This is a genomic window from Pseudomonas sp. R19M (assembly GCF_050312585.1).
In the GTDB taxonomy this organism is placed as follows: Bacteria; Pseudomonadota; Gammaproteobacteria; order Pseudomonadales; family Pseudomonadaceae; genus Aquipseudomonas; species Aquipseudomonas palleroniana.
The window spans coordinates 66,201-91,050 of record NZ_JBNPJV010000074.1; the positions used below are offsets into that span (position 1 = coordinate 66,201).

The following is a 24,850-nucleotide window of genomic DNA, read 5'->3' on the forward strand; positions in this document are numbered from 1 at the left end:
ACCGCCTAACGCTGCAACAAGCGGGTGCAATGCCCGCTTGCCGCTTTGGCTTGTCCGGCCAGCTTTAATTGACGCTCCACCCCCAACCCACTAACCTTCGCGGCTTGTTCCAGGTGCTCTGTGACCTAGGGGTCGACAGGGTGAAACAGGGAAGCCGGTGAGTGAGCGCACTTGTACACAGTGCTGCCGCGATCCCGGCGCTGCCCCCGCAACGGTAAATGAGTCAAGACGCTGCCTTTTGCCACTGTATCGCCCCGCGATATGGGAAGGCGCAACGTCGGCTTGCTCTTTTGTAGAGCGCCACTCATGAGCCCGGAGACCGGCCTGAAACATCCAACAGCATCACGGTGGGCGATGCTTGGCTGTCTGTTTGGTCTTTTTTCTGCCCGCCGTTTTTGTTCAGCCCCAACGGAGAGCTGCCATGACTGATTCCCCTGACCGCGATGAACGCCACCTGGCGCGCATGCTGCGCAAAAAAGCCGTCATCGATGAGCGGATTGCCAATTCCCCCAACGAATGCGGATTGCTGCTGGTGCTGACCGGCAACGGCAAAGGCAAAAGCAGTTCGGCGTTCGGCATGCTCGCTCGCGCCATGGGCCACGGCATGCAATGCGGTGTGGTGCAGTTCATCAAGGGGCGTAACAGCACCGGTGAGGAATTGTTCTTCCGCCGCTTCCCCGAACAAGTGCGTTTTCATGTGATGGGCGAAGGCTTTACCTGGGAAACCCAGGACCGTCAGCGCGACATCGCCGCTGCCGAGGCTGCCTGGGCGGTTTCCCGCGCAATGCTGCAAGACCCGAGCATTGGCCTGGTGGTGCTGGATGAGTTGAACATTGCCCTCAAGCACGGCTACCTCGACCTGGATCAGGTACTGAGCGACCTGCAAGCCCGCCCGCCGATGCAGCACGTGGTCGTGACGGGGCGCGGTGCCAAGCCTGAACTGATCGAAATGGGCGACACCGTCACCGAAATGGGCATGCTCAAGCACGCGTTCCAGGCCGGTATCAAGGCACAGAAGGGCGTCGAACTTTGAATCAGCCCCGTCATTGCCCGGCCGTGTTGATTGCCGCACCGGCGTCCGGCCAGGGCAAAACCACCGTCACCGCCGCGCTCGCCCGTTTGCACCGCAACCTGGGGCGCAAGGTACGCGTGTTCAAGTGCGGGCCGGACTTTCTCGACCCGATGATCCACGAGCGTGCCAGCGGTGCGCCGGTCTATCAGTTGGACATGTGGATGGTCGGCGAGCAGGAAAGTCGTCGTCTACTGTGGGAAGCCGCGGGGGAGGCCGACCTGATCCTGATCGAAGGCGTGATGGGCCTGTTCGACGGCACCCCGTCCAGCGCCGACCTGGCCCGTCACTTCGGCGTGCCTGTCCTGGGCGTGATCGACGGCACCGCCATGGCTCAGACCTTTGGTGCCCTGGCCCTGGGCCTGGCGCGTTACCAGCCCGACTTGCCGTTCGCCGGCGTGCTGGCCAACCGCGTGGGAACCCTGCGCCATGCGCAACTGCTTGAAGGAAGTCTCACTGAGGGCCTGCGCTGGTACGGCGCACTCTCCCGGGAAACCGGGATCGAGTTGCCCAGCCGTCACCTGGGGCTGGTGCAAGCCAGCGAATTGAATGACCTGGATGTACGCCTGGATGCTGCCGCCCAGGCCCTGGGCAGCAGCTGCGAGGTGGCTTTGCCGCCGCCGGTGAGCTTTGCCGCTCCGGAGCTGATCGAGGCCGAACCGCTGCTCGCCGGCGTACGTATTGCCGTGGCCCGCGACGAAGCGTTCGCCTTCACCTATGGCGCCAGCCTTGACGTGCTGCGGGCGATGGGCGCCGAGCTATGCTTCTTTTCGCCGATTCACGATCGTGAATTGCCTGACGTCGACAGCCTCTACTTGCCTGGCGGTTACCCGGAGCTGCACCACCGCGCGCTGTCGGACAACACACCGATGCTCGACGCCATCCGCGCCCACCACGCTGCCGGCAAGCCTTTGCTCGCCGAATGCGGCGGGATGCTCTACCTGCTGGACTCGCTCACGGACGTTGAGGGCACCCGCGTCGAACTGGTCGGCCTGCTGCAGGGTGACGCAGTGATGCAAAAGAAACTCGCCGCCCTGGCCCTGCAAAGTGTCGACTTGCCGGAGGGGGTGCTGCGCGGCCACACCTATCACCATTCCCTGACCAGCACCCAGTGGCAGCCGATTGCTCGAGGCTTGAGCCCCAATGGTGGGCGCGGCGCCGAAGCGGTTTATCGTCAGGGGCGGATGACCGCTTCGTACGTACACTTCTACTTTCCGTCCAACCCCCAAGCCGTTGCCGCGCTGTTTGCGCCCGATGTCGAGGTCGCAACCACACCATGAGTGACAACGCTTTCCCCCAGGCCGATCGCGACGCGGTCTACCGCGTTATCGCCGAACGTCGCGACATGCGTCACTTCAGCGGCGGCACGGTCGCCCCTGAGTTGTTGCACCGCTTGCTCCAGGCCGCGCACCAGGCGCCCAGTGTCGGGCTGATGCAACCTTGGCGGTTTATCCGCATCAGCGACCGCTCCCTGCGTGGGCAGATTCAACAACTGGTGGAGGACGAACGCGTGCGCACCGCCGAGGCCCTCGGTGAGCGCTCCGACGAATTCATGAAGCTCAAGGTCGAAGGCATCCACGACTGCGCCGAAGTCTTGGTGGCAGCGTTGATGGATGACCGCGAGCGGCATATTTTCGGGCGGCGCACCTTGCCGGAAATGGACATGGCGTCGCTGTCCTGCGCGATCCAGAACCTGTGGCTGGCGGCCCGCGTCGAAGGTTTGGGCATGGGTTGGGTCTCGCTGTTCGAGCCCCGAGCCCTGGCCGAACTGCTGGGCCTGCCGCCCGGCGCGAAACCCTTGGCGGTGCTGTGCCTGGGGCCGGTGACCGAGTTCTACCCGGCGCCTATGTTGCAGCTCGAAGGCTGGACCGAACCACGGCCGCTGAGTGACATGCTGTATGAAAATGTGTGGGGAGTGAGTCAATGAGTGTGGCCTTGCTGTGTGTCGCTGCGGTGGCGCTGGATGCGTTGCTGGGCGAGCCGAGGCGTTGGCATCCGCTGGTGGCGTTCGGCAATTTCGCCGGGCGCATCGAGCAGCGCTTCAATACCGGTGGCCGTGGCTGGCGCAGCCATGGCGTGACCGCGTGGTGTCTCGCAGTGGTGCCGCTGACCGTGCTGGCCACGGCGTTGTCCTGGGCGCCCTACATTGGTTGGGTGCTGGAGATTCTCGCGTTGTACTGTGCACTGGGCATGCGCAGCCTTGGCGAGCATGTGATGCCGGTGGCCCAGGCGTTGCGCAGTGATGACCTGGAACAGGCGCGTACACGCGTGAGTTACCTGGTGAGCCGTCAGACCAGTGAGCTGGACTCCACCGCAGTCGCCCGCGCCGCCACCGAGTCGGTGCTGGAAAACGGCAGTGACGCGGTGTTCGCCGCGTTGTTCTGGTTCGTGGTGGCCGGTGTGCCGGGCGTGGTGCTCTACCGTTTGAGCAATACCCTGGATGCCATGTGGGGCTATCGCAACGAACGCTTCGAGCGCTTCGGCTGGGCGGCCGCAAAGATCGATGATGTACTCAACTATATTCCCGCACGCCTGGTGGCACTGACTTACGCCGCGCTGGGCAAAACCCGTCTGGCGCTGAAATGCTGGCGCACCCAGGGCCGAACCTGGGACAGCCCCAATGCGGGGCCCGTGATGGCGGCCGGTGCGGGGGCATTGGGTGTCGAACTGGGCGGCGCGGCGATTTATCACGGCGAGTTGCATCAGCGTCCACCGTTGGGCGAAGGCCCGGCGGCCGATGCCGATTCCATCGAGCGTGGCTGGCAACTGGTGCAGCGCGGCGTATGGTTATGGCTGCTGATTCTCTGCGCGGGGGCGCAATTCTATGCTTGAGCACGGTGGTCGGCTGCGTAAGGCAGCGATTCAGTACGGAATTGCCGAAGCCGATTGGCTCGACCTGTCCAGTGGCCTGGCGCCCTGGCCGTGGCCGATCCCGGAGATCCCGCTGCGGGCCTGGGCGCGGTTGCCGGAAACCGATGATGGCCTGGAAGCGGCGGCCAGTGAGTACTACGGCACCACGCATGTCCTGCCGGTGGCGGGTTCCCAGGCGGCGATCCAATTGCTGCCGCGCCTGCGTCGCACCGGTAAGGTCGGCGTGCTGTCGCCGTGTTATGCCGAGCACGCCGAAGCCTGGCGCCGCGCCGGGTATGTGGTGCGCGAGGTGCAGGAGCAGGAAGTCGACTTTTTCCTGGATGCCCTCGACGTACTGGTGGTGGTCAATCCGAACAATCCCACCGGCCTGAGCCTGGCCCCGCAACGCCTGCTGGACTGGCATTCACGCCTGGCCCAGCGCGGCGGTTGGCTGGTGGTGGACGAAGCGTTCATGGACGTTACCCCGCAACTGAGCCTGGCGGGGCAGGCCGATCAGGTTGGCCTGATTGTGTTGCGCTCGTTCGGCAAGTTCTTTGGCCTGGCCGGTGTGCGCCTGGGCTTCGTACTGGCCGAACGCAAATTGCTCAAGTTATTGGCCGAGCAACTTGGCCCCTGGACGGTCAGCGGGCCGACACGCGTGCTGGGCCAGGTGTGCCTGCGTGACAGCGCCGGGCACGCGCGTCAGCGTCAACGGTGCATCGACGCCGGCCGACGTTTGTATGAGCTGCTTGAGCGTCATGGTTTTCAGCCGCACGGCGGCTGCGCGTTGTTCCAGTGGTTGATCACACCGCACGCAGAACGCCTGCATGCGTTCATGGCTCATCGCGGCATCTTGTTGCGCCTGTTTGTCCACGACAGCAGCCTGCGTTTCGGCCTGCCTGACACCGATGCGGATTGGCTGCGACTCGATGCTGCCCTGACGGCCTACAAGGAAGCCGCATGAGTACGCTGATGGTGCAAGGCACCACTTCCGATGCCGGGAAAAGTACGCTGGTGACCGCGCTGTGCCGCTGGCTGGTACGCCAGGGCGTGGCGGTGGCACCCTTCAAACCACAGAACATGGCGCTCAACAGCGCGGTGACGGCCGAAGGCGGCGAGATCGGTCGCGCGCAGGCAGTGCAGGCCCAGGCCGCCCACCTGGCACCGCACACGGACATGAACCCGGTGCTGCTCAAACCCAATAGCGACACCGGCTCCCAAGTGATCATCCAGGGGCGCGCCGTGACCAGCATGAATGCAGTGGCCTATCACGACTACAAAGCCATCGCGATGCAAGCGGTGCTGGCCTCTCACGCACGGTTGAGCGCCGCCTACCCAGTGGTGATGGTGGAAGGCGCCGGCTCCCCGGCGGAGATCAACCTGCGGGCGAATGACATCGCCAACATGGGCTTTGCCGAAGCGGTGGATTGCCCGGTGCTGTTGATCGCCGACATCAACCGCGGCGGTGTGTTCGCCCATCTGGTCGGCACCCTGGAACTGCTGTCGCCCACCGAGCAGGCCCGGGTCAAGGGTTTTGTCATCAACCGTTTTCGCGGCGACATCGCGTTGTTGCAGCCCGGGCTGGATTGGCTGGAAGCGCGCACCGGCAAGCCGGTCGTGGGCGTGCTGCCCTACGTGATGGACCTGCACCTGGAAGCCGAGGATGGCATTGATTCGCGCCAGATCGACAAGGCAGCCCAAGTGCTCAAGGTGGTGGTGCCGGTATTGCCGCGCATCAGCAACCATACGGATTTCGACCCCCTGCGCCTGCACCCTCAGGTGGACTTGCAATTTGTCGGGCCGGGCCAGCCGATCCCGGCGGCCGACCTGATCATCCTGCCGGGCTCCAAAAGTGTGCGCAGCGACCTGGCGTATCTGCGCGCCAATGGGTGGGACACTGCCGTGGCCCGGCATCTGCGCTACGGCGGCAAGGTGTTGGGGATTTGCGGCGGCCTGCAGATGCTCGGCGAGCAGGTGCATGACCCGCTCGGGCTGGAAGGGCCGGCCGGGTCCAGCGAGGGCTTGGGGCTGCTGGCGTTCAGCACGACGCTGGCAGCCGAGAAGCAATTGCGCAACGTGCGCGGGCGCTTGTTGCTGGAAGACGCCGAGGTCAGTGGTTATGAAATTCATGCGGGGGTGACGTCCGGCGATGCGCTGTCGAAAGCGGCCGTGTTGCTGGACGATGGTCGTCATGACGGTGCCCAGAGTGCGGACGGGCAGATTCTCGGCACCTATCTGCATGGCCTGTTCGAGACGCCCGCCGCGTGCAGTGCCTTGCTGCGCTGGGCCGGTCTGGTCGACGTGCAAGCCGTGGATTACCACGCCCTGCGCGAGCGCGATATCGAGCGTCTGGCGGATCTGGTGGAGCAGCACCTGGATACCGATTTATTGCGCACTTTATGTGGAGTGGCAGCATGCACCAACTGATTATCGGCGGTGCCCGTTCCGGCAAAAGCCGCCTTGCTGAAAAGCTCGCCACCGACAGCCGATTGTCCGTCATCTATATCGCCACCAGCCAGCCGCTGGATGGTGAAATGAGCGAGCGCGTCGCCCAGCATCGCCAGCGGCGGCCCGTGCACTGGGGTTTGATCGAGGAGCCTGTCGAACTGGCGCGGGTGTTGCGCGAAAACGCCGCGCCCGGGCGCTGCCTGCTGGTGGATTGCCTGACGCTGTGGCTCACCAACCTGTTGATGCTCGAAGATGCCGAGCGCCTGGTGCATGAGCGCGAACAGTTGCTGGAAACCCTGGCGTCTCTGCCGGGGGAAATCATTTTTGTCAGCAACGAGACCGGTCTGGGTGTCGTGCCGCTGGGCGAATTGACTCGCCGCTATGTGGATGAAGCCGGTTGGCTGCATCAAGCCTTGGCCGAGCGGTGTCAGCGCGTTGTCCTGACGGTTGCCGGCTTGCCCCTGACGTTGAAAGGTACTGCGTTATGACTGACACCTGGTGGCTCAACCCCTGCAAGGCCGTCGATGCCTCTGCGCATGAACAAGCGCTGGCACGCCAGCAGCAATTGACCAAGCCGGCCGGTTCCCTCGGCCAATTGGAGGCTGTGGCGGTGCAGTTGGCCGGCCTGCAAGGCCAGCTCAAACCCTCGGTGGATCACGTGTGGATCGCCATCTTCGCCGGTGACCATGGCGTGGTAGCCGAAGGCGTGTCGGCGTTCCCGCAGGCAGTGACCGGGCAGATGTTGCACAACTTCGTCACCGGCGGCGCGGCAATCAGCGTGCTGGCGCGGCAGTTGGATGCGCAGCTGGAAGTGATCGACCTCGGCACCGTGACGCCCTCGCTGAATTTGCCCGGCGTGCGCCACCTGAACATTGGTGCGGGCACGGCCAATTTCGTCAGCGGCCCGGCGATGACTCAAGCGCAAGGGCGCCTGGCCCTGCAAGCGGGTCGTGACAGCGCCCGGCGTGCCTTGGAAGGCGGTGCACAATTGTTTATCGGCGGCGAAATGGGCATCGGCAATACCACCGCCGCCAGCGCTTTGGCGTGTGCCTTGCTCGATTGCCGGGTGAGTGACCTGACAGGCCCGGGCACCGGTCTGAATGCCCAGGGGGTCAGCCATAAAGTCGCCGTCATCGAGCGTGCACTCGCATTGCATGCCGATCAGCGTGACGATGCATTGCAGACCCTGTTCAACCTCGGCGGGTTTGAAATTGCAGCGTTGGTCGGTGCCTATCTGGCCTGTGCCCAGGAGGGCGTGGCGGTGCTGGTGGATGGGTTTATCTGCACGGTTGCCGCATTGGTCGCCACGCGCCTGAACCCGGCGTGCCGGGAGTGGCTGGTGTTCGGCCATGGGGGAGCGGAGCCGGGCCATCGGCCGGTGCTGCAAAGCCTCGCGGCACAACCGTTGCTGGCGCTGGGTCTGCGCCTGGGCGAAGGCAGCGGCGCGGCGCTGGCGGTGCCGTTGTTGCGCCTGGCTTGCGCGCTGCATGGGCAGATGGCGACCTTTGCCGAAGCCGCTGTGGCAGACCGCCCGGCATGACCTTGTACCTGGACCTGCTGCGCCACGGCGAAACCGAGTTGGGCGGTGGCCTGCGCGGTAGCCTGGACGACGCGCTGACCGCCAAGGGCTGGGAGCAGATGCGCAGCGCCGTGGTGGAGCGGGGCCCATGGGATCGGTTGATCAGTTCCCCATTGCAGCGTTGCGCGCTGTTCGCGCAGGAGCTGGGCGCACGCCTCAATCTGCCGGTGAGTCTGGAAAAGGATCTGCAAGAGTTGCACTTCGGCGCCTGGGAAGGGCAGAGCGCGGCGGCGCTGATGCAAACCGATGCCGAAGGGCTGGGCCTGTTCTGGGCCGACCCGTACCGCTTCACGCCGCCTGAGGGCGAGCCGGTCAGCGACTTTTCCAAGCGGGTGCTCGGCGCCGTCTCACGCTTGCATCAGGCGTATGCCGGCGAGCGCGTATTGCTGATCAGCCATGGTGGTGTGATGCGCCTGCTGCTGGCGCAGGCGCGCGGTTTGCCTCGGGAACAGTTGCTGAACGTCGAAGTCGGCCACGCTGGATTGTTCAGCCTGCACGTGGCGGCCGATGGCGTGTTGACGGAAGGAGCCTGACGATGCTGCCGTTCTGGATCGCTTTGCAATTTCTGAGCAGCCTGCCGATTCGTTTGCCAGGCATGCCGCAGCCTCAGGAGCTGGGGCGTTCGCTGCTGTTTTATCCATTGGTGGGCTTACTGTTCGGGTTGCTGTTGTGGGGCCTGAATATCGCGCTGATGGGCGCGCCGCTGTTATTGCACGCCGCGCTTTTGCTGACGGCCTGGGTGTTGCTCAGTGGCGGCTTGCATCTGGACGGCCTGGCCGACAGCGCAGATGCTTGGCTCGGTGGCTTCGGCGACCGCGAGCGCACGCTGGCCATCATGAAAGATCCACGCAGCGGCCCGATTGCCGTGGTGACGCTGGGTCTGGTGCTGATGCTCAAGTTCACCGCCTTGGTGGCCTTGATTGAGCAGCGCAATGGCGTGGCGCTGATTCTCGCGCCGTTGATCGGGCGGGCTTCGATGCTGGCGTTGTTCCTGACCACGCGTTATGTGCGTGCCGGCGGTCTGGGGCAGGCGCTGGCGGATCATTTACCGCGGATCGTCGGCCAGCAAGTACTTATCCTGAGTGGCTTGGCCTGCCTGCTGATCGGCGGCTTCAGCGGCGGCGTAGCCGTTTTAATCGCTGCGCTGAGCTTTTTCGGCTTGCGCCAATTGATGGTCAACCGGCTGGGCGGCACCACTGGCGACACCGCCGGGGCGCTGCTGGAGCTACTGGAAATGACCGTTCTGATCGCGCTGGTGCTGTAACACTTTCTTGCATTTTCTTAATCCCGGGTATATACACGCTCTATGCTTGCCTCCCAGTGTTTATGCACCAACCTGCGACGTGCCGCCCGTGGCGTCAGCAGGCATTACGACGGCGCTCTCGACGGCTTCGGGATCAACGTCGCCCAGTATTCTCTGCTGTGTAACCTGCAACGTCTCGACCAGCCGAGTATTTCCAGCCTGGCCGAGGCCATGGGGCTGGATCGCAGCACCTTGGGGCGCAATCTCCGAGTGCTGGAAGGGGAAGGGCTGGTGCAGTTGGTCGAGGGCGATGACCTGCGCAACCGCCTGGTGCTGCTGACTGCGGCGGGTGAGGAACGACTGGCCGCCGCCTTGCCGGCCTGGGAGGCGGCGCAGCAGAAACTGATCGATCGACTGGGTGCGCAAAAACGCGAAACCTTGTTGGCCTTGCTGGACGAACTCGCTTGAAAGCGAGTTTGTTCGAATACAAGCGGGTATATACCCGCGAGCGGAGAATAAGAAATGACCACGATGTGGCGCACCAGTGGCTGGGTTTTGTTGGGGAGTGCGCTGATCCTGGCGTTGTCCCTGGGCGTACGGCATGGCTTCGGCCTGTTCCTGGGGCCGATGAGCACCGAATTCGGCTGGGGGCGTGAGACGTTCGCCTTCGCTATCGCCCTGCAAAACCTGATCTGGGGCATTGCGCAACCCTTTACCGGGGCCTTGGCCGATCGTTTTGGCGCGACGAAGGCGGTGTTTTTCGGTGGCGTGTTATACGCCGTCGGCCTGGTGCTGATGGGCATGTCCGATTCGGCGTGGTCGTTGTCCCTGAGCGCGGGGTTGTTGATCGGTATCGGGCTGTCGGGCACTTCGTTCTCGGTGATTCTGGGGGTGGTGGGGCGCGCCGTGCCACCGGAAAAACGCAGTATGGCCATGGGCATTGCGAGCGCCGCAGGTTCCTTTGGCCAATTCGCTATGGTGCCGGGCACCTTGGGTTTGATCGGCTGGCTGGGCTGGTCGGCCGCCTTGCTGACGCTGGGCATGATGGTGGCGTTGATCCTGCCGCTGGTCGCGATGCTCAAGGACAAACCGCTGCCCACCCTGGCCGGCCAGCAAACGATGCGCGAAGCCTTGAGTGAAGCCTGCTCCCATTCCGGCTTCTGGCTGCTGGCCTTCGGCTTCTTTGTCTGTGGGTTCCAGGTGGTCTTTATCGGCGTGCACCTGCCGGCCTATCTGGTGGATCAGCACTTGCCGGCGACCGTAGGCACCACGGTGCTGGCGCTGATTGGCCTGTTCAACGTATTTGGCACCTACACCGCCGGTTGGCTCGGTGGGCGCATGTCCAAGCCGCGCTTGCTCACTGGGTTGTATTTGCTGCGAGCGGTGGTCATCGTGCTGTTCCTTTGGGCGCCGGTGACCCAAGTCACGGCTTACCTGTTTGGCATGGCCATGGGCTTCTTGTGGTTGTCGACCGTGCCGCTGACCAATGGCACGGTAGCGACGCTATTTGGTGTGCGAAATCTGTCGATGCTCGGCGGGATTGTGTTCCTGTTCCATCAGCTCGGTTCGTTCCTCGGTGGCTGGTTGGGCGGCGTGGTCTACGATCGGACGGGCAACTACGATTTGATCTGGCAGGTGGCTATCCTGTTGAGCCTGCTCGCTGCGGCCCTGAACTGGCCGGTCCGTGAACGGCCGGTGGCGCGGCTGGAAGCACAAATGGGGACAGCATGAGTGTAACGGCGCGGTGTTTGGCAGTGGCGGCAGGTGTATTCCTGCTGTTGCTGGCCTGGTGGGGCTGGCAGAACGGCGGCTTGGCGTTGATGCAGTTAGGCATGGCGATCTGTTAAGTTCGGTGTCTGAACTGAACAAGGACCTTCGACATGTTGATGCGCTGGCTCGCTATACCCGTCTTGATGGCTGTTGGCAGTGTGGCCATGGCTGCCGATTGCCCGGCGCTGCTTGAGGGGCAATTGCCCAAGTTGCGGGCCAAGGAGTCCATCGATTTGTGCCAGCGCTTTGCTGGTAAACCCCTGGTGATCGTCAATACCGCCAGCTTCTGCGGATTCGCCCCGCAATTCAAAGGGCTTGAAGCCTTGTACCAACGCTATAAGGGCCAGGGGCTGGAAGTGATTGGCGTGCCTTCCGACGACTTCAAGCAGGAAGCCAAGACCGGCGAAGAGACGGCCAAGGTCTGCTACGTGAACTACGGCGTGACCTTTACCATGACCGACCCGCAGACAGTCAAAGGCCCGGATGCGGTGCACCTGTTCAAGATCCTGGCGCAACAGAGCAGCGCGCCGAAGTGGAATTTCTATAAGTACGTGGTCGACCGACAAGGCAAGGTGATCGGCAACTTTTCCAGTTTGACCAAGCCGGACAGCCCGGATCTGATCAAGGCGGTTGAGCAGGCGCTGGCGTCCAAACCCTGATCTTCGGCCACGAAAAAGCCCCGCCTCCTTTACGGGAGAGCGGGGCTTTTTTATACAGCGTGAATCAGAACTTGTACGTCACGCCCAGGCCGAAGCCGTTGGCGCTGTTTTCGTACTTGGCGCTATAGGACGAACCCAGAGCGTTGGTCTTGTTGACCTTGACCGGCTCTTCCTTGAGGTAGGAATAAGCCAGGTCGACCATCATGTTTGGCATGACTTCATAGCCCAGGCCCACACTGAAGATCGTACGGTCGCCGGTAGGAATACGTGGCGAACGGTCAGTGTTGTTGGTTGGCGACTGGTCGAAGGTCAGGCCGGTACGCAGTACCACTTGTTTGGTAACCTGGTACGACGTACCCACGGCGTATGCCCAGGTGTCATGCCAGTTCTGCGGCTCGGAGATAGAGCCCACGATTTGCGGTGCTGCAAGGCCACCGGCGCGGGTGACGCCTTCGTTGTTGACGGTGATGTCTTTCAGACGGCTCCAGCGAGTCCAGGTGCTACCGGCATAGACTTTCCAGGCATCGTTGATGTCCTGGGTGACGGACAGGTCGTAGGACTCGGGCGTGTCGATTTTCAACGAGGCGTCGTATTTACCGCTGGCCAACAGCGCAGCGGTAGGTGTCGGCGCGCTCACTTCGGTGTGGCCTTCCAGCTTGTAGCTGACTTTGGAGTGGTAAGTCAGGCCCACGCGCGTGGTGTCGGTGGCTTGTACCAGCACACCAACGTTGAAGCCGACAGCAGTATCGTCGCCTTTGATCGTGACGTTGGTGTTCGGGACGGCTGGGTTTGGCGTCAGGGCCAGCTCGGATTCCAGTTTGCCGGAAATCCGGTTGATGGTCGGGCCAAAGCCGATGGAAACCCGGTCGTTGAAGGCGTAGCTGACGGTCGGCTGCAGGGTGATGACAGACACTTTGCTGTAGCTGCCGAACGAGCGACCCTGGAACCCTCTTTCATAATCAGTCACCAGGCCGAACGGTGCATACACACCGAAGCCGATGGCCCACTGATCATTGAGTTTATTAGTGTAGAAGCCGAATGGGACGCCTGTGAACGGCACCATGTCGCCTTTGTTGCTGCCGAAAGAACGGCCGCCGGCATCTTTGATATCGGTGGAGGCATCGATGGCAGCAACACCACCGGTGATTTGCTGACCTTGCAGGCGAGCCATACCAGCAGGGTTACCGTAGACAGTGCTTGCGTTATCCGCAGAAGAAGAGCGGCCTGCGAAACCCGTACCCATCCCGGCAACGTCTTGCTCGTTCAAGGCAAAGCCGCTTGCGAACAGTTGGGAAGATGCCATGGTAACGGCGAGGCTAAGTGTGGTCTTGAGCATTACTTTTTTCATTATTAGAACTCCGTGGTGATCACCGCTGCGGAAAGTAGCAATAAATTTGAGTTAGCGCTATAGGCCGTAAATCAGGAGATAGAGCGGTTTTGTAGGACAATCCGACCAGATTCGCCGTTTTTAGCCGAATCTTGCAAAACGCCTGATCAACAAGTCACCTGATTCATGGGTGAAACACAGGTTTGCCACGCACGGGTGAAATCCCGCAGCCGGCCTTGAGGGTGAAATATTTCTTTCCAGATACGCGCCATCGCCAATACATCACCTGGCGGGGGTAGGGCTGGGCTGTGTTGTTCCACCAGTAACCAGGCGATTGCCGTGGCGTAGCGCAAGTTCACCGTCAGCTCCAGCTGCGGGGCGCTCAGGAATGCATGCTGGCTGGCCAGCCCACGCACGAGGCTGGCACGTTCGGGGTCGAGTGCCAGGTAGTCGTCCCAGAGGGCGCGGTGCCGAGGTTCGGTGATGCTGTATAGGCCGTGGCCGCGCCGATCATGCAGGGCGGAACCCAGTTCCGATTGGCTGGCGGCGATGCCCAGCAGCAGGGATTCGGCTGTCGGATCATGGCGACCGAGGTACATCAACGTCGGCCGGATCACATAACGACACAATTCGCTGGCGGCGATACCCATACAAGCCTCAATCCATGAAAGTGGATGACGAGGCCTGAGAGAGGAGGGCTTGGCAGCGGTGAATTGGATCTCAGGCCCCGTCGGAAGCGGATCATGCCGCCTGAGTTGAAGTGTAGTGTCATATTTGCGATGTAAAGGACTGTTTTTAAAATATTTCCTTCATTTAGTTATAACGTTTATATCTATTTGAACTTAGTATAAAAGCTCAACTACCGAATTTCAGGCAATAAAAAACCCTGCCGTCAGACAGGGTTTTTGTATTTCAGCGACCTGGGTCGATCAGGCAGTCAATGCCTGACGGGTGCGATCGATCACAGCCTGCAGCGGTTCGGCGCTGGAGTATTGATCGGGGTACAGGCGTTCGCTGTGACGTGCGATGCCGTGTTCGTTGACCAGAGTGAAGCTGAAGCAGCCTTTGCGAGCAGCCATGATCAGGCAGTTCATTGGGGCAAAAGCGTTAGTGAGGGTGCGAATGGCATCCTGAGTGTGGATTTGAGTGTTCATATTATTGGTGTTCCTACAAATGACACGGATAAGAACCGTGCAACGTTAAAACGTTCCAGTAACGCTGATCACCATTGATCAAGCGAAGAACCCGACTGGAACAAAGCAGCCAGTTGAAGCGCTGATAAGTTTGGCGCGCTTGGGCTGGCAGGTAGGTACTTAGGAGGGCAGGCGACACAACAAGGGCAAAGGTTCTGGGCCCGGGGTGAAGATCCTGATCAATTTGCAGGTTGGTTCGGTCAGAGTATTGAGACTTGGCGGCACCCTTTGCTTGTTCAAAGGCAGTGTCGTCGCAAGTGATACCTGGAAACCATCGAGGTGGTCGATCCCGTGTTTTTCAGGGGACTTGTTCGACCAGAATTGACTTTCAGCTTGGTACTAACGCCGCGGATAGTAACGGATTGAAACAAGGAAGGGAAGTGTGCTAGCTGAAAAACTTCAATCAGGCACCGAGCAGGCCACGATAGACCAGTACGGTCAGGGATGCGGCCAACGCACAGCCCAGGCCATAAGCCGCCAGTGTCAGGCGTAGGGACTGGCCGGCTTCGATCACCTTCATCACGTCGCGCATGTCACTGATCCTGCCTTCGCCCAGTTCGATGCACAGGCTGGTCGCGGTAAAGGCGGCCGGTAGCAGGATGGCGCCGGCAAACAGCGCGCCGTCGGGTGAAGGCAATACTGCATTGATTCCCAAAGAGGTCGCGCATACCGCCAGCAACAGCACGGCGAATAACAGAATGCCTTTCATGGATGCTTTCACGGTTGCGTTGTCGGTGGGCAGTGTGGCGAGGCGGGACGGATTTGAAAAGTCCCTGGCTCTGCCTTGTCGGTAACATTTTCAGGCGGTGTGGGACCAAAAAGCTCCCTTGATATAACCATTGGAAGGGGACTTGTGCACATTAGTTGCGGAGTGTGTAACCGGTTTATCAACCGTCCGCAAGGGGCTTCGTTAGCCTGTATTGGAAATTTAAGTCAATGAAAAATCTCGCTTTTTTTTATTGGTGAAAAAATCGTCAGTTTGACTGCGGCCCCCATTCCATGGGCCTTTGGGAGAGTTAAAGAGAGGTTGTCCACTGAGTTATCCACAGCTTCTGTGGATTGTCCCAAGCGCTTGCTCTAGAACGGGCCGGCAGGTTTTTTTCAGCTTTACCTGTACGAAAAAAAGAGTAGAGTGGCGCGCCCTCCGTTCTGTCCCACAGTGCTTTATGAAGTTTCGCTCAGTATCACCCACTGTTACCGATACCCCTCAAACTGTTACCGCACCCAAGCGCTTCTCCTTGAAGGTCGCTTTGTGGCTGCTCGATAGCCCGCGCCTGGGGCAGAGCACCAACATCAAGCACTTCGCTGGGCGCTTGCTCAAGCAGCCGGCCCGTGAAGGCGTGGTCGCCGCACAAAGCCGCCTGGGGCAATTGATGTGCCGTGAATGCGGCAACGCCCGCGACCGCCGTATCGGCCACGACCTGTTGCGCCTGGCGGCGCGTGCCGGTGACCGGCGTGCTCAACGCGAACTGGGTCAAGTCGAAGACTGAGCTGTCTTCCTGCCCTGTGCTTGGTTAACCTTGCTCTATTTCGGTGAAGGCAGAAATGGCTATGGTTTTAGACTGGACCAGTATTGCCTTGGGTCTTGCTGGTGCAGCATTGCCGTTATTGGCGCTGTGCTGGCAGATTCAGCGGCGGCTGACGGCGCGCATGGCCGGCTGGGAATTGCTCGAAGAGCGCTTGGCGAACGCGCAATTGGCCCAGGAAGGACTTGCCGCCCAGCTGGATGCCAGCCGTGATGAGGTCAGTGACCTGAGCCAGGCAAATGCCGCCAAGCAAGCGGAGCTCGCCGCCGTGCGCCGCGAAGTCGAGCTGTTGCAGATCGACCGTGATAATGCCCGCGACGCCGCTCACGCCTGGAACCTCGACCGCAATGCCAAGGACACCGAACTGCGCCGTCTCGACGCACTTTCGGCGGCGCTGCGTGCCGAGCTGCGTGAGCAACAGGACAGCCATCAACAACGCCTCGCGGATCTGCAAGGTTCGCGCGATGAACTGCGCGCGCAATTCGCTGAACTAGCCGGCAAGATCTTCGACGAGCGTGAACAGCGCTTTGCCGAAACCAGCCAGGAGCGCCTTGGCCAATTGCTTGACCCACTCAAGGAGCGCATCCAATCCTTTGAAAAGCGCGTGGAAGAAAGCTACCAGAACGAAGCCCGCGAGCGCTTTTCCCTGGCTAAAGAGCTGGAGCGCCTGCAGCAACTGAACCTGCGCCTGTCGGACGAAGCCACCAACCTGACCCGTGCGCTCAAGGGCCAGAAAACCCAGGGCAATTGGGGCGAACTGATCCTGGAGCGCGTGCTGGAACATGCAGGGCTGGAAAAGGGCCGCGAATACCAGACCCAGGTCAGCCTCAAAGGCCCGGATGGCGAGCGTTTCCAGCCGGACGTGCTGATCATGTTGCCTGGCGACAAACAGGTGGTGGTGGATTCCAAGGTCAGCCTGACCGCCTATCAACAGTATGTGGCTGCAGATGATGAGGTGATCCGCCAAGCGGCGTTGAAGCAGCATGTACTGTCCCTGCGCAATCACGTAAAAGGCTTGGCCGACAAGGACTACAAGCGCCTGGAAGGCTTGCACAGCCTGGATTTCGTGTTGCTGTTCGTGCCCATCGAGGCGGCATTTTCCGCCGCATTGCAGGCCGAACCGAACCTGTTCCAGGAGGCCTTCGACCGTCATATCGTGATTGTCAGCCCAACGACTCTCTTGGCCACCTTGCGCGTGATCGACAGCCTCTGGAAGCAGGAGCGCCAAAGCCAGAACGCACGGGAGATTGCCGAGCGTGCCGGTTGGCTTTACGACAAGTTCGTGCTGTTTATCCAGGACCTGGATGAAGTGGGCAACCGTCTGCAACAGTTGGATAAAGCTTACAGTGCGGCACGAAACAAGCTGACGGATGGACGAGGAAATCTGGTCAGCCGTACCGAGCAATTAAAACTGCTCGGTGCGCGTGCGAGTAAAAGCCTGCCGGCGGATTTGCTCGAGAGGGCGATGACCGATGCCGATGGTGTGGTGCATTTACCTGAGTAAGCGCACGGCCTCTGCCGCCTGATTACAGCGGCAGATGCCGGCTCAGCAGCGCCCGCAATGCCGCCGGCTTGACCGGCTTGGCCAGGTAATCCAAGCCTGCTGCATGCACCTCGGCCACCGTTTCTGGCCGCCCGTCGGCGCTGATTACGACTCCGGGGATGGGCTCTGCCATTTGTGCGCGCAGCCATCTCATCAGTTCGGTGCCGGTTTCGCCGCGGTCCAGGTGGTAATCCACCAGCGCCAGTTGCGGGCGCACACCGTCAGCCAGAAGGGCCGCGCATTGCGCCTGGTCGGTGGCCGTCCACACCTCGCAACCCCATCGCGTCAGCAGGCTGCGCATGCCGATCAGGATGCTTTCTTCGTTGTCCACACACAGGACCTGCGCGCCGCTTAACGGTTGCCCATTGTCTTGCGTGGCCTTGAGCTGCGGGCTGGCCTGGTTGCGCGCCAATGGCACGCGCACGCTGAATACACTGCCTTTGCCCGGCCACGAACGCACACTCAGGGTATGGCCCAGCACACGGCACAAGCCATCGGCAATCGCCAGGCCCAGGCCCAGGCCCTTTTCGGCACGTGTCTGATGGCTGTCGAGGCGCTTGAACTCTTCGAAGATCACCTTTTGCTTGTCCTGTGGAATGCCGGGGCCGCGGTCCCAGACTTCCAGGCACAGCTCGCCCTGGCGTCTGCGTACGCCAAGCAGCACTGGGCCGTCGGCGTAGCGGAACGCGTTGGTGAGAAAATTCTGCAGAATCCGCCGTAGCAGCTTGATATCGCTGTCGACCCGCAACCGGCTGCCGCGCAGCCGGAAACGCAGGCCTTGTTCCTGGGCCAGCGCCTTGAATTCAGCGCCCAGGGTGTCGAACAGTTCGTTGAGGACAAAGGGCTGGCGCTGCGGATTGATCTTGCCGTTTTCCAGGCGTGAGATATCCAGCAGGTCGCTGATCAAGTCCTCGGCGGAACGTAGCGAGCTGTCCAGGTGTTGCACCAATTGCCGGGCTTCGGTGGACAGGCCGTCGTGTTGGTGGGAGAGGGCGGCGGAGAACAGTCGTGCCGCGTTCAGCGGCTGCATCAGGTCATGGCTCACCGCAGCCAGGAAGCGGGTCTTCGACTGGCTGGCGGATTCCGCCACACCCTTGGCGTCCGTAAGCGCGACATTGAGCTGCGATAGCTCATGGGTGCGCTCGGTCACCCGTTGCTCCAGGCCCTCGTTGGCTTCGGTCAAGGCTTGTTCGGCTTCGCGGAATGCAGTGATGTCGGTGAAACTCATGACAAACCCACCGCCGGGCATCGGGTTGCCGATCAACTCGATCACCCGACCATTGGGGAACAGGCGTTCGGATGTATGCGCACGGCCCTGGCGCATCCAGTGCAGGCGTCGCGCCACATGCACTTCCGCTTCGCCGGGGCCGCACAGGCCACGTTCGGCGTTGTAGCGAATGATGTCGGCAATGGGCCGGCCGACGCTGATCAAGCCCTCGGGGTAGTTGAACAGCTCCAGGTAACGGCGGTTCCAGGCCACCAGCTTCAGCGACTGGTCGACCACGCTGATGCCCTGGGTGATATTTTCAATCGCGCCTTGCAGCAATGCCCGGTTGAATTGCAAGACCTCGGAGGCTTCGTCAGCGATGCGTACGACGTCTTCCAGCTGCATTTCGCGGCCTTCAATCGCAGCCTTTACCACGGCGCGCGTCGAAGAGGCGCCGAGCACACCCGCCAACAGGCGTTCGGTATGAGCGATCCAGTCATTGTCGGCGTTCTGGTTAGGGTTGAAGCCTTTGCCCTGGCGATAGGCGAAGCGAATAAAACTTTGCTGGGCGCGTTCTTCACCGACAAAACGCGCAGCGAGGCTAAGCAGGTCGCTGATTTGCACCGACAACATGGAGCGAGCGCTGGCGCGCTGGTGGATTTCCTGGCCAACAAATCGCCCGGCCTGCCAATGCTCGGAAACCCGTGTACGCGACAGCATCGAGACCCATACGAACAGCGTGAAGTTACCCGCCAGGGAAAACACGGTGCCCAGGGTCAGCGACGTGACGGACAAGCCGAGCGGGTGAGAATGCATCCACGTCAGCCCTGGGAAAAGGCTGAGCGACCACCCCAGGCTCTTCGCGGTAACCGGTAGGACCAAGGTGTAAAACCACAGGAAAGTGCCCGCTGCCAACCCGGCAAACACGCCCCGACGGTTGGCCTGCTTCCAGTACAGCGCGCCGAGCATCGCCGGGGCCAGTTGGGTGACGGCCGCAAAAGCGATCTGGCCGATGGTGGCCAGGCTCGCGGTGGAGCCGAGCAGGCGATAACTCACATAGGCCAGCAACAGGATGAGCACAATACTGACCCGACGTACCGACAACATCCAATGACGGAACACTTCGAATGGCCGTTCGGCGCTGGAGCGTCGCAGCAGCCATGGCAGCAGCATGTCGTTGGAGACCATGGTCGACAAGGCGATGCTGGCGACGATCACCATGCCGGTGGCGGCCGATGCACCGCCGATAAACGCCAGTACCGCGAGGGCCGGATGGGCTTCGGCCATGGGCAGGCTGATCACGTAGGAGTCTGGCAATACCGAGCCGGGCAACAGCATTTTGCCGCCCAGGGCGATGGGAATCACGAACAGTGCGGCGAGGATCAAGTAAGCCGGAAACACCCACTTGGCCAGGCGCAGATCCTGGGGGTCGATGTTCTCCACTACCGTGACATGGAACTGCCGGGGCAGGCAGATGATCGCCATCATGGCTACGCCGGTCTGCACCACCATTGACGGCCAGTTGATCGTCTCTTTCCAGTACTCCTCCAGGCGCGGGGCGAGTACCGCCTGGGTGAACAGGTCGCCGAAACCGTCGTACAGGCCGTAGGTTACAAACGCGCCAACCGCGAGAAAAGCGAACAGCTTGACCAGGGATTCAAAGGCAATCGCCAGCACCATGCCACGGTGGTGCTCGGTGGCATCGAGGTTGCGCGTACCAAACACAATGGTAAACAGCGCCAGCACCAGCGATACGACCAAGGCCGTGTCCTGGGCGCGAGTGCCCGTGGTGTCAGGGCCGGAACCGATCAACAGGTTCACGCCCAGCACAATGCCTTTGAGCTGCAGGGCGATATAGGGCAGTACCCCGACCAGGCAAATCAGTGCGACAACCACGGCCAGGGATTGGGACTTGCCGTAGCGCGCGGCGATAAAGTCGGCAATGGAGGTGATGTTTTCCTGCTTGCTGATCAGAATCATCTTCTGCAGCACCCAGGGTGCCAGCACCAGCAATAGCACTGGCCCCAGATAAATCGGTAAAAACGCCCACAATTGTTCGGCGGCCTGGCCTACGGCGCCGAAGAAGGTCCAGCTGGTGCAGTAAACGGCCAGCGACAGGCTGTACACCCAGGCACGCATGCGCGGCGGCAAAGGCGCGTGGCGGCGATCCCCGTAAAAAGCGATGGCAAACATAATGGCCATATAGGCCAGGGCAACGGCGGCGATCAGCCCGCTGGACAGCGTCATGGTAACTCCGAAACTGAGAACACCCGGGCATTCCAGGCCCGGCTGGACAGTCTCGCATGATGTTTGGGGTTAGTCAGTGTCGACCAAGGTCTGAGCGCGACTTGGTGTCGCGGGGTGGCAGGGTCTTCTGGCGCAGAATATAGATCGTTACCAGCACCGCGCTGGTCAGCATGAATCCACGTGCCCAAGGCAAAGGGACGAGGTAGCAGGAAAAACCGATGCTCAGCCACATCAAGCCGATGGCGTAGACCTTGCCCTTGAGCGGAATGCCATTGCCGTCCAGGTAGTCACGAATCCATGGGCCCAGGCGCGGGTGTTCCACCAGCCACTGATAGAAACGCGGGGAGCTTCGGGCGAAGCAGGCGGCGGCGAGGAGCAGGAAGGGGGTGGTCGGCAACACCGGCAGGAAGATACCGATCACTCCCAGCGCTACGCTGAGCCAGCCGATGGCCAGCAGTGCGTAGCGCAGGAGCAGCGAGCGATTGCCCATGGGGGGCATGGGCAACGACTCAGTGGTGACGGGGCTTGAGGATCGCCGGTTTTTCGTCAGGCGCGTTGCACAGCAGGTACAGGGCGGTCAGGGCTTCCGGGATCTGTACGATCATGTCGTCCATCAGGTTGGCGTCGGCGGCGATATCGGAAAACTCGGCTTCTTCTTCAAACAGTCCGGAACCGACCATGATCGGCAGCAGCATTTCGCTGACTTCTTCCTCGGCGGTCTCGAACCAGGCGGCTTCGCGCAGGAACACGCCTTCCATGAAACCGATGCACCAGCCGCGCAGGTCGGAGTCATCCGGCTCATCGCCCAGGTCGAGATCGCATGGCAGCTCGAACTCTTCGTCGGAGGCCAGTTGGCGGCTGATGTGGGCCTTGAGGGCGATCAGCGTGGATTCGATTTCCTCGCGTTGGGCGGCATCCTTGTAGTGCGGCTCTTCGGCGAACAGCGCGTCGATCCATTCACGGTCAGGCACGACTTCGGAGCAGATCGACAGGGCGGTCAGGTAACCGTGGGCGGCCACGTAGTCCAGCGCCTCGTCATGCAGCTCATCGGCGTCGAGGAAGGCTTGCAGGCGGGTTAGTTGCTCAGCGAAGGACATTGAAGGACTACCTTGGGAATAAACGATGCTGAATTCTAGGCCTTCTTGAGCGCCCAGGCCAGCCGCAACGCCACATTTACCGGGTTTGGCTGCCGGGGTAGAGCGATGGGACTATTCGTCAGACGCCCCCTTTGCCGGATAACGCTCGGGTATACTGCCGCGTTTTGTGATGCCCCGCAGGCCAAGCGCCCCTCCGAGAAAACTTCGCTTACGGATTATTTTCCGTGAAATCGTCTTTTCTCGGCCAGCCTGTACAGAGGGATTTCGGCACTATTTTGGAGTTTTACATGCTCGAGCAGGCTCAACGCGTCCTCAAGGACATCTTCGGCTACGAAAGTTTTCGTGGCCGCCAGGGTGCGATCATTGAGCGCGTGGCCAGTGGCGGCGACGCCCTGGTGCTGATGCCTACCGGTGGCGGCAAATCATTGTGCTTCCAGGTGCCGGCCTTGTTGCGCAACGGCCTGGCGGTGGTGGTGTCGCCGTTGATCGCCTTGATGGATGACCAGGTCGCCACGCTCGAAGAACTCGGCGTCGCCGCCGCGTCCTTGAACTCCACCCTCAGCGCCGAACAGCAGCGCGACCTGGCGGCTCGTATCCGGCGTGGCGAAGTGAAGATGCTCTACCTGGCTCCCGAGCGGCTGGTGCAGCCGCGCATGCTGGCCTTCCTGCAGAGCCTGGAAATTGCCCTGTTCGCCATCGATGAAGCTCACTGCGTGTCGCAATGGGGTCATGATTTTCGCCGTGAATATTTGCAGTTGGGCCAATTGGCCGAGCTGTTCCCCGATGTGCCGCGTATCGCCCTGACCGCCACCGCCGACAAACGTACCCGCGAAGAAATCGTCGAGCGTCTGCACCTGCAGAACGCAGAGCGTTTCCTGTCGAGTTTCGATCGGCCGAATATTTTCTACCGCATCGTGCCCAAGGAGCAGCCGCGCAAGCAACTGCTGGCATTCCTGTCCGAGCGGCGCAGCGATGCGGGCATTGTCTACTGCCTGTCGCGCAAAAAAGTCGATGAGGTGGCGGCGTTCCTGTGTGAGCAAGGCTACCCGGCGCTGCCGTACCACGCCGGCCTGCCCAACGATTTGCGGGCTTACCACCAGAAGCGCTTCCTCAACGAGGAAGGCCTGATCATGGTGGCAACCATCGCGTTCGGCATGGGCATCGACAAATCCAACGTGCGCTTCGTGGCTCATATGGACCTGCCCAAATCTCTCGAGGCGTATTACCAGGAAACCGGTCGTGCCGGCCGTGATGGCCTGCCGGCGGATGCCTGGATGGCCTACGGTCTGCAAGATGTGGTGATGCTCAAGCAGATGCTGCAGAACTCCGAAGGCGATGAGCGCCACAAGCGCCTGGAGCAGCACAAGCTCGACGCCATGCTGTCGCTGTGTGAAGAGACCCGCTGCCGCCGCCAGACGCTGCTCGCCTATTTCGACGAAGACATGCCGCAGCCGTGCGGCCATTGCGACAATTGCGTGGATGGGGTGCAGACCTGGGATGCTACCGAGCCGGCGCGTCAGGGCCTGTCCGCCATCTACCGTACCGGCCAGCGTTATGGCGTGGGCCATCTGGTGGATGTATTGCTGGGCAAGGACAACGAAAAGATACGCAGCTTCGGGCACGAGAAGCTCTCGGTGTACGGTGTCGGCAAGGCCCGTGCCGAAGGCGAGTGGCGTTCGTTGTTTCGTCAGATGGTTGCGCGTGGGCTGGTGGATATCGACATTGAAGGTTTCGGCGGCCTGCGTTTGAACGACAGCTGCCGGCCGTTGCTCAAGGGCGAAGTGAGCCTGGAGCTGCGCCGCGACCTCAAGCCGCAGGCCACCGCCAAGAGCAGTACCAGCCAGGCCAGCCAACTGGTGCGTGGCGAGGAGCGCGAGCAATGGGAAGCCTTGCGCACCTTGCGCCGCAAACTGGCGCAGGAACACAGCGTGCCGCCTTATGTCATTTTCCCCGACTCCACGTTGCTGGAAATGCTGCGTGAGCAACCCACCACCCTGGCCGAAATGGCGAGGGTCAGCGGCGTCGGTGCGCGCAAGCTGGAGCGTTATGGCCAGGCTTTCCTGGAAGTGCTCGGTGGCGAGGCCGAAGCGCCGAAGGAAGTCACCGATATTCGCCATGAGCTGATCAGCCTGGCCCGTGCCGGGATGACCCCGATTCAGATCGCCGGGCAGTTGCAGTGTTCGGAAAAGAACGTCTATACCTTGCTCGCCGAGTCCATCGGCAAGCAGCAATTGTCGTTGGAGCAGGCCCTTGATTTGCCGGAAGATTTGCTCGGTGAAATCCAGGATGCGTTCCTGGACGGTGAGGGCGAGTTGCCATCGGTTGCTGAAATTGCGCCGCTGTTTATCGGGCGTGTACCGGAGGGTGTTCTGTACTGTGTGCGTGCCGCTTTGCAGTCTGAATTCGAGATTTAGTGTGCCAATTGCGACAATGTAACGAATCAGTACATAGCGAGGCTTGCCTACTGGCATGGCTCATGCTTAGCTGACTAATAATTAGCCACACTTTATTTTCAGTCTAAATCATGAGTTTTTTATGCCGTTAACCGATCAACACCGTTTTGGCATGCAGTTGGCGCAAATGTCCCGAGGTTGGCGTGCCGAACTGGACCGTCGCCTGGCGGGGCTGGGCTTGTCCCAGGCGCGTTGGCTGGTGCTGTTGCACCTGGCCCGTTTTGAAGAAGCTCCCACCCAGCGTGAGCTGGCACAAAGCGTCGGGGTAGAAGGGCCGACCCTGGCGCGCCTGCTCGACAGCCTGGAAAGCCAGGGCCTGGTCCAGCGCCAGGCGGTGCTGGAAGACCGTCGCGCCAAGCGCATCTTGTTGTGCGATAGCGCCCGGCCGCTGATCGACCAGATCGAAACCATCGCCACGGCCTTGCGCCATGAACTGTTTGTGGGCGTGGATGAAGAGGACATGCGCGTGTGCATGCGTGTACATGGGCACATCCTGGCGAACCTGGAAAAGTCCTGACCCGGCTGTAGTGAGCGGGCTTGCCCTAATGCCAGTCAGTTAAGCTAAGCGATAGAACGGACGATGAATAACTTGTGGGAGGGGGCTTGCTCCCGATGAGGGTGTGCCAGTCAGCAGTTTAT

General features: G+C 61.3%; 24 protein-coding genes and 1 riboswitch. Of the genes, 17 read left to right on the forward strand and 7 right to left on the reverse strand.

The features are described 5' to 3' along the window. Positions 1 to 94: 94 nt before the first annotated feature. A riboswitch (cobalamin riboswitch) is annotated at positions 95 to 342 on the forward strand. Between the two features lie 79 nt (positions 343 to 421). The 13 genes from cobO to ACQRBT_RS16065 all read left to right on the forward strand — a co-directional run bounded on the left by cobO (position 422) and on the right by ACQRBT_RS16065 (position 11,618). Then, positions 422 to 1,033 carry a cob(I)yrinic acid a,c-diamide adenosyltransferase gene (gene cobO / locus ACQRBT_RS16005; protein WP_060756089.1) on the forward strand — a complete coding sequence of 204 codons (612 nt, stop codon included), beginning with the start codon at positions 422 to 424 and terminating at the stop codon, positions 1,031 to 1,033. Continuing rightward, a complete protein-coding gene (locus ACQRBT_RS16010) occupies positions 1,030 to 2,349 on the forward strand; it encodes a cobyrinate a,c-diamide synthase (RefSeq protein ID WP_412047147.1) in 1,320 nt (439 codons plus the stop codon). The genes cobO and ACQRBT_RS16010 overlap by 4 nt, the downstream gene beginning before the upstream one ends. Next, positions 2,346 to 2,996 (forward strand): 5,6-dimethylbenzimidazole synthase, encoded by a 651-nt coding sequence (bluB, locus tag ACQRBT_RS16015; protein ID WP_411985165.1) that lies wholly within the window; start codon positions 2,346 to 2,348, stop codon positions 2,994 to 2,996. The genes ACQRBT_RS16010 and bluB overlap by 4 nt, the downstream gene beginning before the upstream one ends. Next, positions 2,993 to 3,901 carry an adenosylcobinamide-phosphate synthase CbiB gene (gene cbiB / locus ACQRBT_RS16020; protein ID WP_412047148.1) on the forward strand — a complete coding sequence of 303 codons (909 nt, stop codon included), beginning with the start codon at positions 2,993 to 2,995 and terminating at the stop codon, positions 3,899 to 3,901. The genes bluB and cbiB overlap by 4 nt, the downstream gene beginning before the upstream one ends. Further along, complete coding sequence (gene cobD / locus ACQRBT_RS16025; protein ID WP_161549110.1) at positions 3,894 to 4,883, forward strand: threonine-phosphate decarboxylase CobD; 990 nt, start codon at positions 3,894 to 3,896, stop codon at positions 4,881 to 4,883. The genes cbiB and cobD overlap by 8 nt, the downstream gene beginning before the upstream one ends. Continuing rightward, entirely contained in the window at positions 4,880 to 6,346 is a 1,467-nt protein-coding gene (locus ACQRBT_RS16030) for a cobyric acid synthase (RefSeq protein ID WP_244699930.1), read from the forward strand. Before cobD ends, ACQRBT_RS16030 begins: the two co-directional genes overlap by 4 nt. Beyond that, the gene (gene cobU, locus ACQRBT_RS16035; RefSeq protein WP_411985162.1) at positions 6,334 to 6,855 is read left to right on the forward strand and encodes a bifunctional adenosylcobinamide kinase/adenosylcobinamide-phosphate guanylyltransferase; all 522 of its coding nucleotides are present in this window, start codon (positions 6,334 to 6,336) and stop codon (positions 6,853 to 6,855) included. The genes ACQRBT_RS16030 and cobU overlap by 13 nt, the downstream gene beginning before the upstream one ends. Next, positions 6,852 to 7,907, forward strand: a complete 1,056-nt coding sequence (gene cobT / locus ACQRBT_RS16040) for a nicotinate-nucleotide--dimethylbenzimidazole phosphoribosyltransferase (RefSeq protein ID WP_161549113.1) — start codon at positions 6,852 to 6,854, stop codon at positions 7,905 to 7,907. Before cobU ends, cobT begins: the two co-directional genes overlap by 4 nt. Next, the gene (cobC, locus tag ACQRBT_RS16045; RefSeq protein ID WP_412047149.1) at positions 7,904 to 8,479 is read left to right on the forward strand and encodes an alpha-ribazole phosphatase family protein; all 576 of its coding nucleotides are present in this window, start codon (positions 7,904 to 7,906) and stop codon (positions 8,477 to 8,479) included. Before cobT ends, cobC begins: the two co-directional genes overlap by 4 nt. A 2-nt stretch (positions 8,480 to 8,481) precedes the next feature. Next, on the forward strand, positions 8,482 to 9,210 hold the full coding sequence (locus ACQRBT_RS16050) for an adenosylcobinamide-GDP ribazoletransferase (RefSeq protein ID WP_411985160.1): 729 nt from the start codon (positions 8,482 to 8,484) through the stop codon (positions 9,208 to 9,210). A 42-nt stretch (positions 9,211 to 9,252) separates the two neighbouring features. Continuing rightward, complete coding sequence (locus ACQRBT_RS16055) at positions 9,253 to 9,657, forward strand: MarR family winged helix-turn-helix transcriptional regulator (RefSeq protein WP_060756079.1); 405 nt, start codon at positions 9,253 to 9,255, stop codon at positions 9,655 to 9,657. A 54-nt stretch (positions 9,658 to 9,711) separates the two neighbouring features. After that, a complete protein-coding gene (locus ACQRBT_RS16060; protein ID WP_412047150.1) occupies positions 9,712 to 10,920 on the forward strand; it encodes an MFS transporter in 1,209 nt (402 codons plus the stop codon). Between the two features lie 149 nt (positions 10,921 to 11,069). After that, positions 11,070 to 11,618, forward strand: coding sequence for a glutathione peroxidase (locus tag ACQRBT_RS16065; protein WP_412047151.1), 549 nt, complete (start codon positions 11,070 to 11,072; stop codon positions 11,616 to 11,618). Positions 11,619 to 11,682: 64 nt separating this feature from the next. On the opposite strand, the gene ACQRBT_RS16070 is transcribed toward ACQRBT_RS16065, so the two are convergent. The 4 genes from ACQRBT_RS16070 to ACQRBT_RS16085 form a co-directional block, all read right to left on the reverse strand. Beyond that, positions 11,683 to 12,966: an OmpP1/FadL family transporter gene (locus tag ACQRBT_RS16070; RefSeq protein ID WP_060756076.1), complete on the reverse strand. Its 1,284-nt coding sequence runs from the start codon at positions 12,964 to 12,966 to the stop codon at positions 11,683 to 11,685. 146 nt (positions 12,967 to 13,112) lie between these two features. Continuing rightward, a complete protein-coding gene (locus ACQRBT_RS16075; protein WP_060756075.1) occupies positions 13,113 to 13,595 on the reverse strand; it encodes a hypothetical protein in 483 nt (160 codons plus the stop codon). Positions 13,596 to 13,874: 279 nt separating this feature from the next. Further along, complete coding sequence (locus tag ACQRBT_RS16080) at positions 13,875 to 14,099, reverse strand: hypothetical protein (RefSeq protein ID WP_060756074.1); 225 nt, start codon at positions 14,097 to 14,099, stop codon at positions 13,875 to 13,877. A gap of 442 nt (positions 14,100 to 14,541) precedes the next feature. Then, positions 14,542 to 14,847, reverse strand: a complete 306-nt coding sequence (locus tag ACQRBT_RS16085) for a hypothetical protein (protein WP_412047152.1) — start codon at positions 14,845 to 14,847, stop codon at positions 14,542 to 14,544. A 457-nt stretch (positions 14,848 to 15,304) separates the two neighbouring features. Here ACQRBT_RS16085 and ACQRBT_RS16090 point away from each other — a divergent pair, with 457 nt between their 5' ends. Together ACQRBT_RS16090 and rmuC are read left to right on the forward strand one after the other, a co-directional pair. Continuing rightward, on the forward strand, positions 15,305 to 15,628 hold the full coding sequence (locus ACQRBT_RS16090) for a hypothetical protein (RefSeq protein ID WP_060756072.1): 324 nt from the start codon (positions 15,305 to 15,307) through the stop codon (positions 15,626 to 15,628). Positions 15,629 to 15,689: 61 nt separating this feature from the next. Then, entirely contained in the window at positions 15,690 to 17,168 is a 1,479-nt protein-coding gene (gene rmuC / locus ACQRBT_RS16095; RefSeq protein WP_412047157.1) for a DNA recombination protein RmuC, read from the forward strand. A 22-nt stretch (positions 17,169 to 17,190) separates the two neighbouring features. Here the strand turns inward: rmuC and ACQRBT_RS16100 are convergent, their stop codons facing one another. From ACQRBT_RS16100 to ACQRBT_RS16110, 3 genes are all read right to left on the reverse strand, one after another. After that, positions 17,191 to 20,661 (reverse strand): hybrid sensor histidine kinase/response regulator, encoded by a 3,471-nt coding sequence (locus ACQRBT_RS16100; protein ID WP_244385351.1) that lies wholly within the window; start codon positions 20,659 to 20,661, stop codon positions 17,191 to 17,193. A 73-nt stretch (positions 20,662 to 20,734) separates the two neighbouring features. Then, complete coding sequence (locus ACQRBT_RS16105; protein WP_174554033.1) at positions 20,735 to 21,160, reverse strand: YbaN family protein; 426 nt, start codon at positions 21,158 to 21,160, stop codon at positions 20,735 to 20,737. 10 nt (positions 21,161 to 21,170) lie between these two features. Continuing rightward, entirely contained in the window at positions 21,171 to 21,758 is a 588-nt protein-coding gene (locus ACQRBT_RS16110; RefSeq protein ID WP_060756068.1) for a YecA family protein, read from the reverse strand. A 287-nt stretch (positions 21,759 to 22,045) separates the two neighbouring features. Between ACQRBT_RS16110 and recQ the strand changes: the two genes are divergently transcribed. Both recQ and ACQRBT_RS16120 read left to right on the forward strand, forming a co-directional pair. After that, positions 22,046 to 24,172 carry a DNA helicase RecQ gene (gene recQ / locus ACQRBT_RS16115; RefSeq protein WP_090369493.1) on the forward strand — a complete coding sequence of 709 codons (2,127 nt, stop codon included), beginning with the start codon at positions 22,046 to 22,048 and terminating at the stop codon, positions 24,170 to 24,172. A gap of 121 nt (positions 24,173 to 24,293) precedes the next feature. Next, entirely contained in the window at positions 24,294 to 24,728 is a 435-nt protein-coding gene (locus ACQRBT_RS16120; RefSeq protein WP_060756066.1) for a MarR family transcriptional regulator, read from the forward strand. Positions 24,729 to 24,850: the final 122 nt, after the last annotated feature.

What these genes read in the sequence shown, in the direction of transcription:
- cobO (WP_060756089.1), top strand. Translation starts at nt 422, where the DNA reads ATGACTGATTCCCCTGACCGCGATGAACGCCACCTGGCGCGCATGCTG.
- bluB (WP_411985165.1), top strand. Translation starts at nt 2,346, where the DNA reads ATGAGTGACAACGCTTTCCCCCAGGCCGATCGCGACGCGGTCTACCGC.
- cbiB (WP_412047148.1), top strand. Translation starts at nt 2,993, where the DNA reads ATGAGTGTGGCCTTGCTGTGTGTCGCTGCGGTGGCGCTGGATGCGTTG.
- cobD (WP_161549110.1), top strand. Translation starts at nt 3,894, where the DNA reads ATGCTTGAGCACGGTGGTCGGCTGCGTAAGGCAGCGATTCAGTACGGA.
- ACQRBT_RS16030 (WP_244699930.1), top strand. Translation starts at nt 4,880, where the DNA reads ATGAGTACGCTGATGGTGCAAGGCACCACTTCCGATGCCGGGAAAAGT.
- cobU (WP_411985162.1), top strand. Translation starts at nt 6,334, where the DNA reads ATGCACCAACTGATTATCGGCGGTGCCCGTTCCGGCAAAAGCCGCCTT.
- cobT (WP_161549113.1), top strand. Translation starts at nt 6,852, where the DNA reads ATGACTGACACCTGGTGGCTCAACCCCTGCAAGGCCGTCGATGCCTCT.
- cobC (WP_412047149.1), top strand. Translation starts at nt 7,904, where the DNA reads ATGACCTTGTACCTGGACCTGCTGCGCCACGGCGAAACCGAGTTGGGC.
- ACQRBT_RS16050 (WP_411985160.1), top strand. Translation starts at nt 8,482, where the DNA reads ATGCTGCCGTTCTGGATCGCTTTGCAATTTCTGAGCAGCCTGCCGATT.
- ACQRBT_RS16055 (WP_060756079.1), top strand. Translation starts at nt 9,253, where the DNA reads ATGCTTGCCTCCCAGTGTTTATGCACCAACCTGCGACGTGCCGCCCGT.
- ACQRBT_RS16060 (WP_412047150.1), top strand. Translation starts at nt 9,712, where the DNA reads ATGACCACGATGTGGCGCACCAGTGGCTGGGTTTTGTTGGGGAGTGCG.
- ACQRBT_RS16065 (WP_412047151.1), top strand. Translation starts at nt 11,070, where the DNA reads ATGTTGATGCGCTGGCTCGCTATACCCGTCTTGATGGCTGTTGGCAGT.
- ACQRBT_RS16070 (WP_060756076.1), bottom strand. Translation starts at nt 12,966, where the DNA reads ATGAAAAAAGTAATGCTCAAGACCACACTTAGCCTCGCCGTTACCATG.
- ACQRBT_RS16075 (WP_060756075.1), bottom strand. Translation starts at nt 13,595, where the DNA reads ATGGGTATCGCCGCCAGCGAATTGTGTCGTTATGTGATCCGGCCGACG.
- ACQRBT_RS16080 (WP_060756074.1), bottom strand. Translation starts at nt 14,099, where the DNA reads ATGAACACTCAAATCCACACTCAGGATGCCATTCGCACCCTCACTAAC.
- ACQRBT_RS16085 (WP_412047152.1), bottom strand. Translation starts at nt 14,847, where the DNA reads ATGAAAGGCATTCTGTTATTCGCCGTGCTGTTGCTGGCGGTATGCGCG.
- ACQRBT_RS16090 (WP_060756072.1), top strand. Translation starts at nt 15,305, where the DNA reads ATGAAGTTTCGCTCAGTATCACCCACTGTTACCGATACCCCTCAAACT.
- rmuC (WP_412047157.1), top strand. Translation starts at nt 15,690, where the DNA reads ATGGTTTTAGACTGGACCAGTATTGCCTTGGGTCTTGCTGGTGCAGCA.
- ACQRBT_RS16100 (WP_244385351.1), bottom strand. Translation starts at nt 20,661, where the DNA reads ATGACGCTGTCCAGCGGGCTGATCGCCGCCGTTGCCCTGGCCTATATG.
- ACQRBT_RS16105 (WP_174554033.1), bottom strand. Translation starts at nt 21,160, where the DNA reads ATGCCCCCCATGGGCAATCGCTCGCTGCTCCTGCGCTACGCACTGCTG.
- ACQRBT_RS16110 (WP_060756068.1), bottom strand. Translation starts at nt 21,758, where the DNA reads ATGTCCTTCGCTGAGCAACTAACCCGCCTGCAAGCCTTCCTCGACGCC.
- recQ (WP_090369493.1), top strand. Translation starts at nt 22,046, where the DNA reads ATGCTCGAGCAGGCTCAACGCGTCCTCAAGGACATCTTCGGCTACGAA.
- ACQRBT_RS16120 (WP_060756066.1), top strand. Translation starts at nt 24,294, where the DNA reads ATGCCGTTAACCGATCAACACCGTTTTGGCATGCAGTTGGCGCAAATG.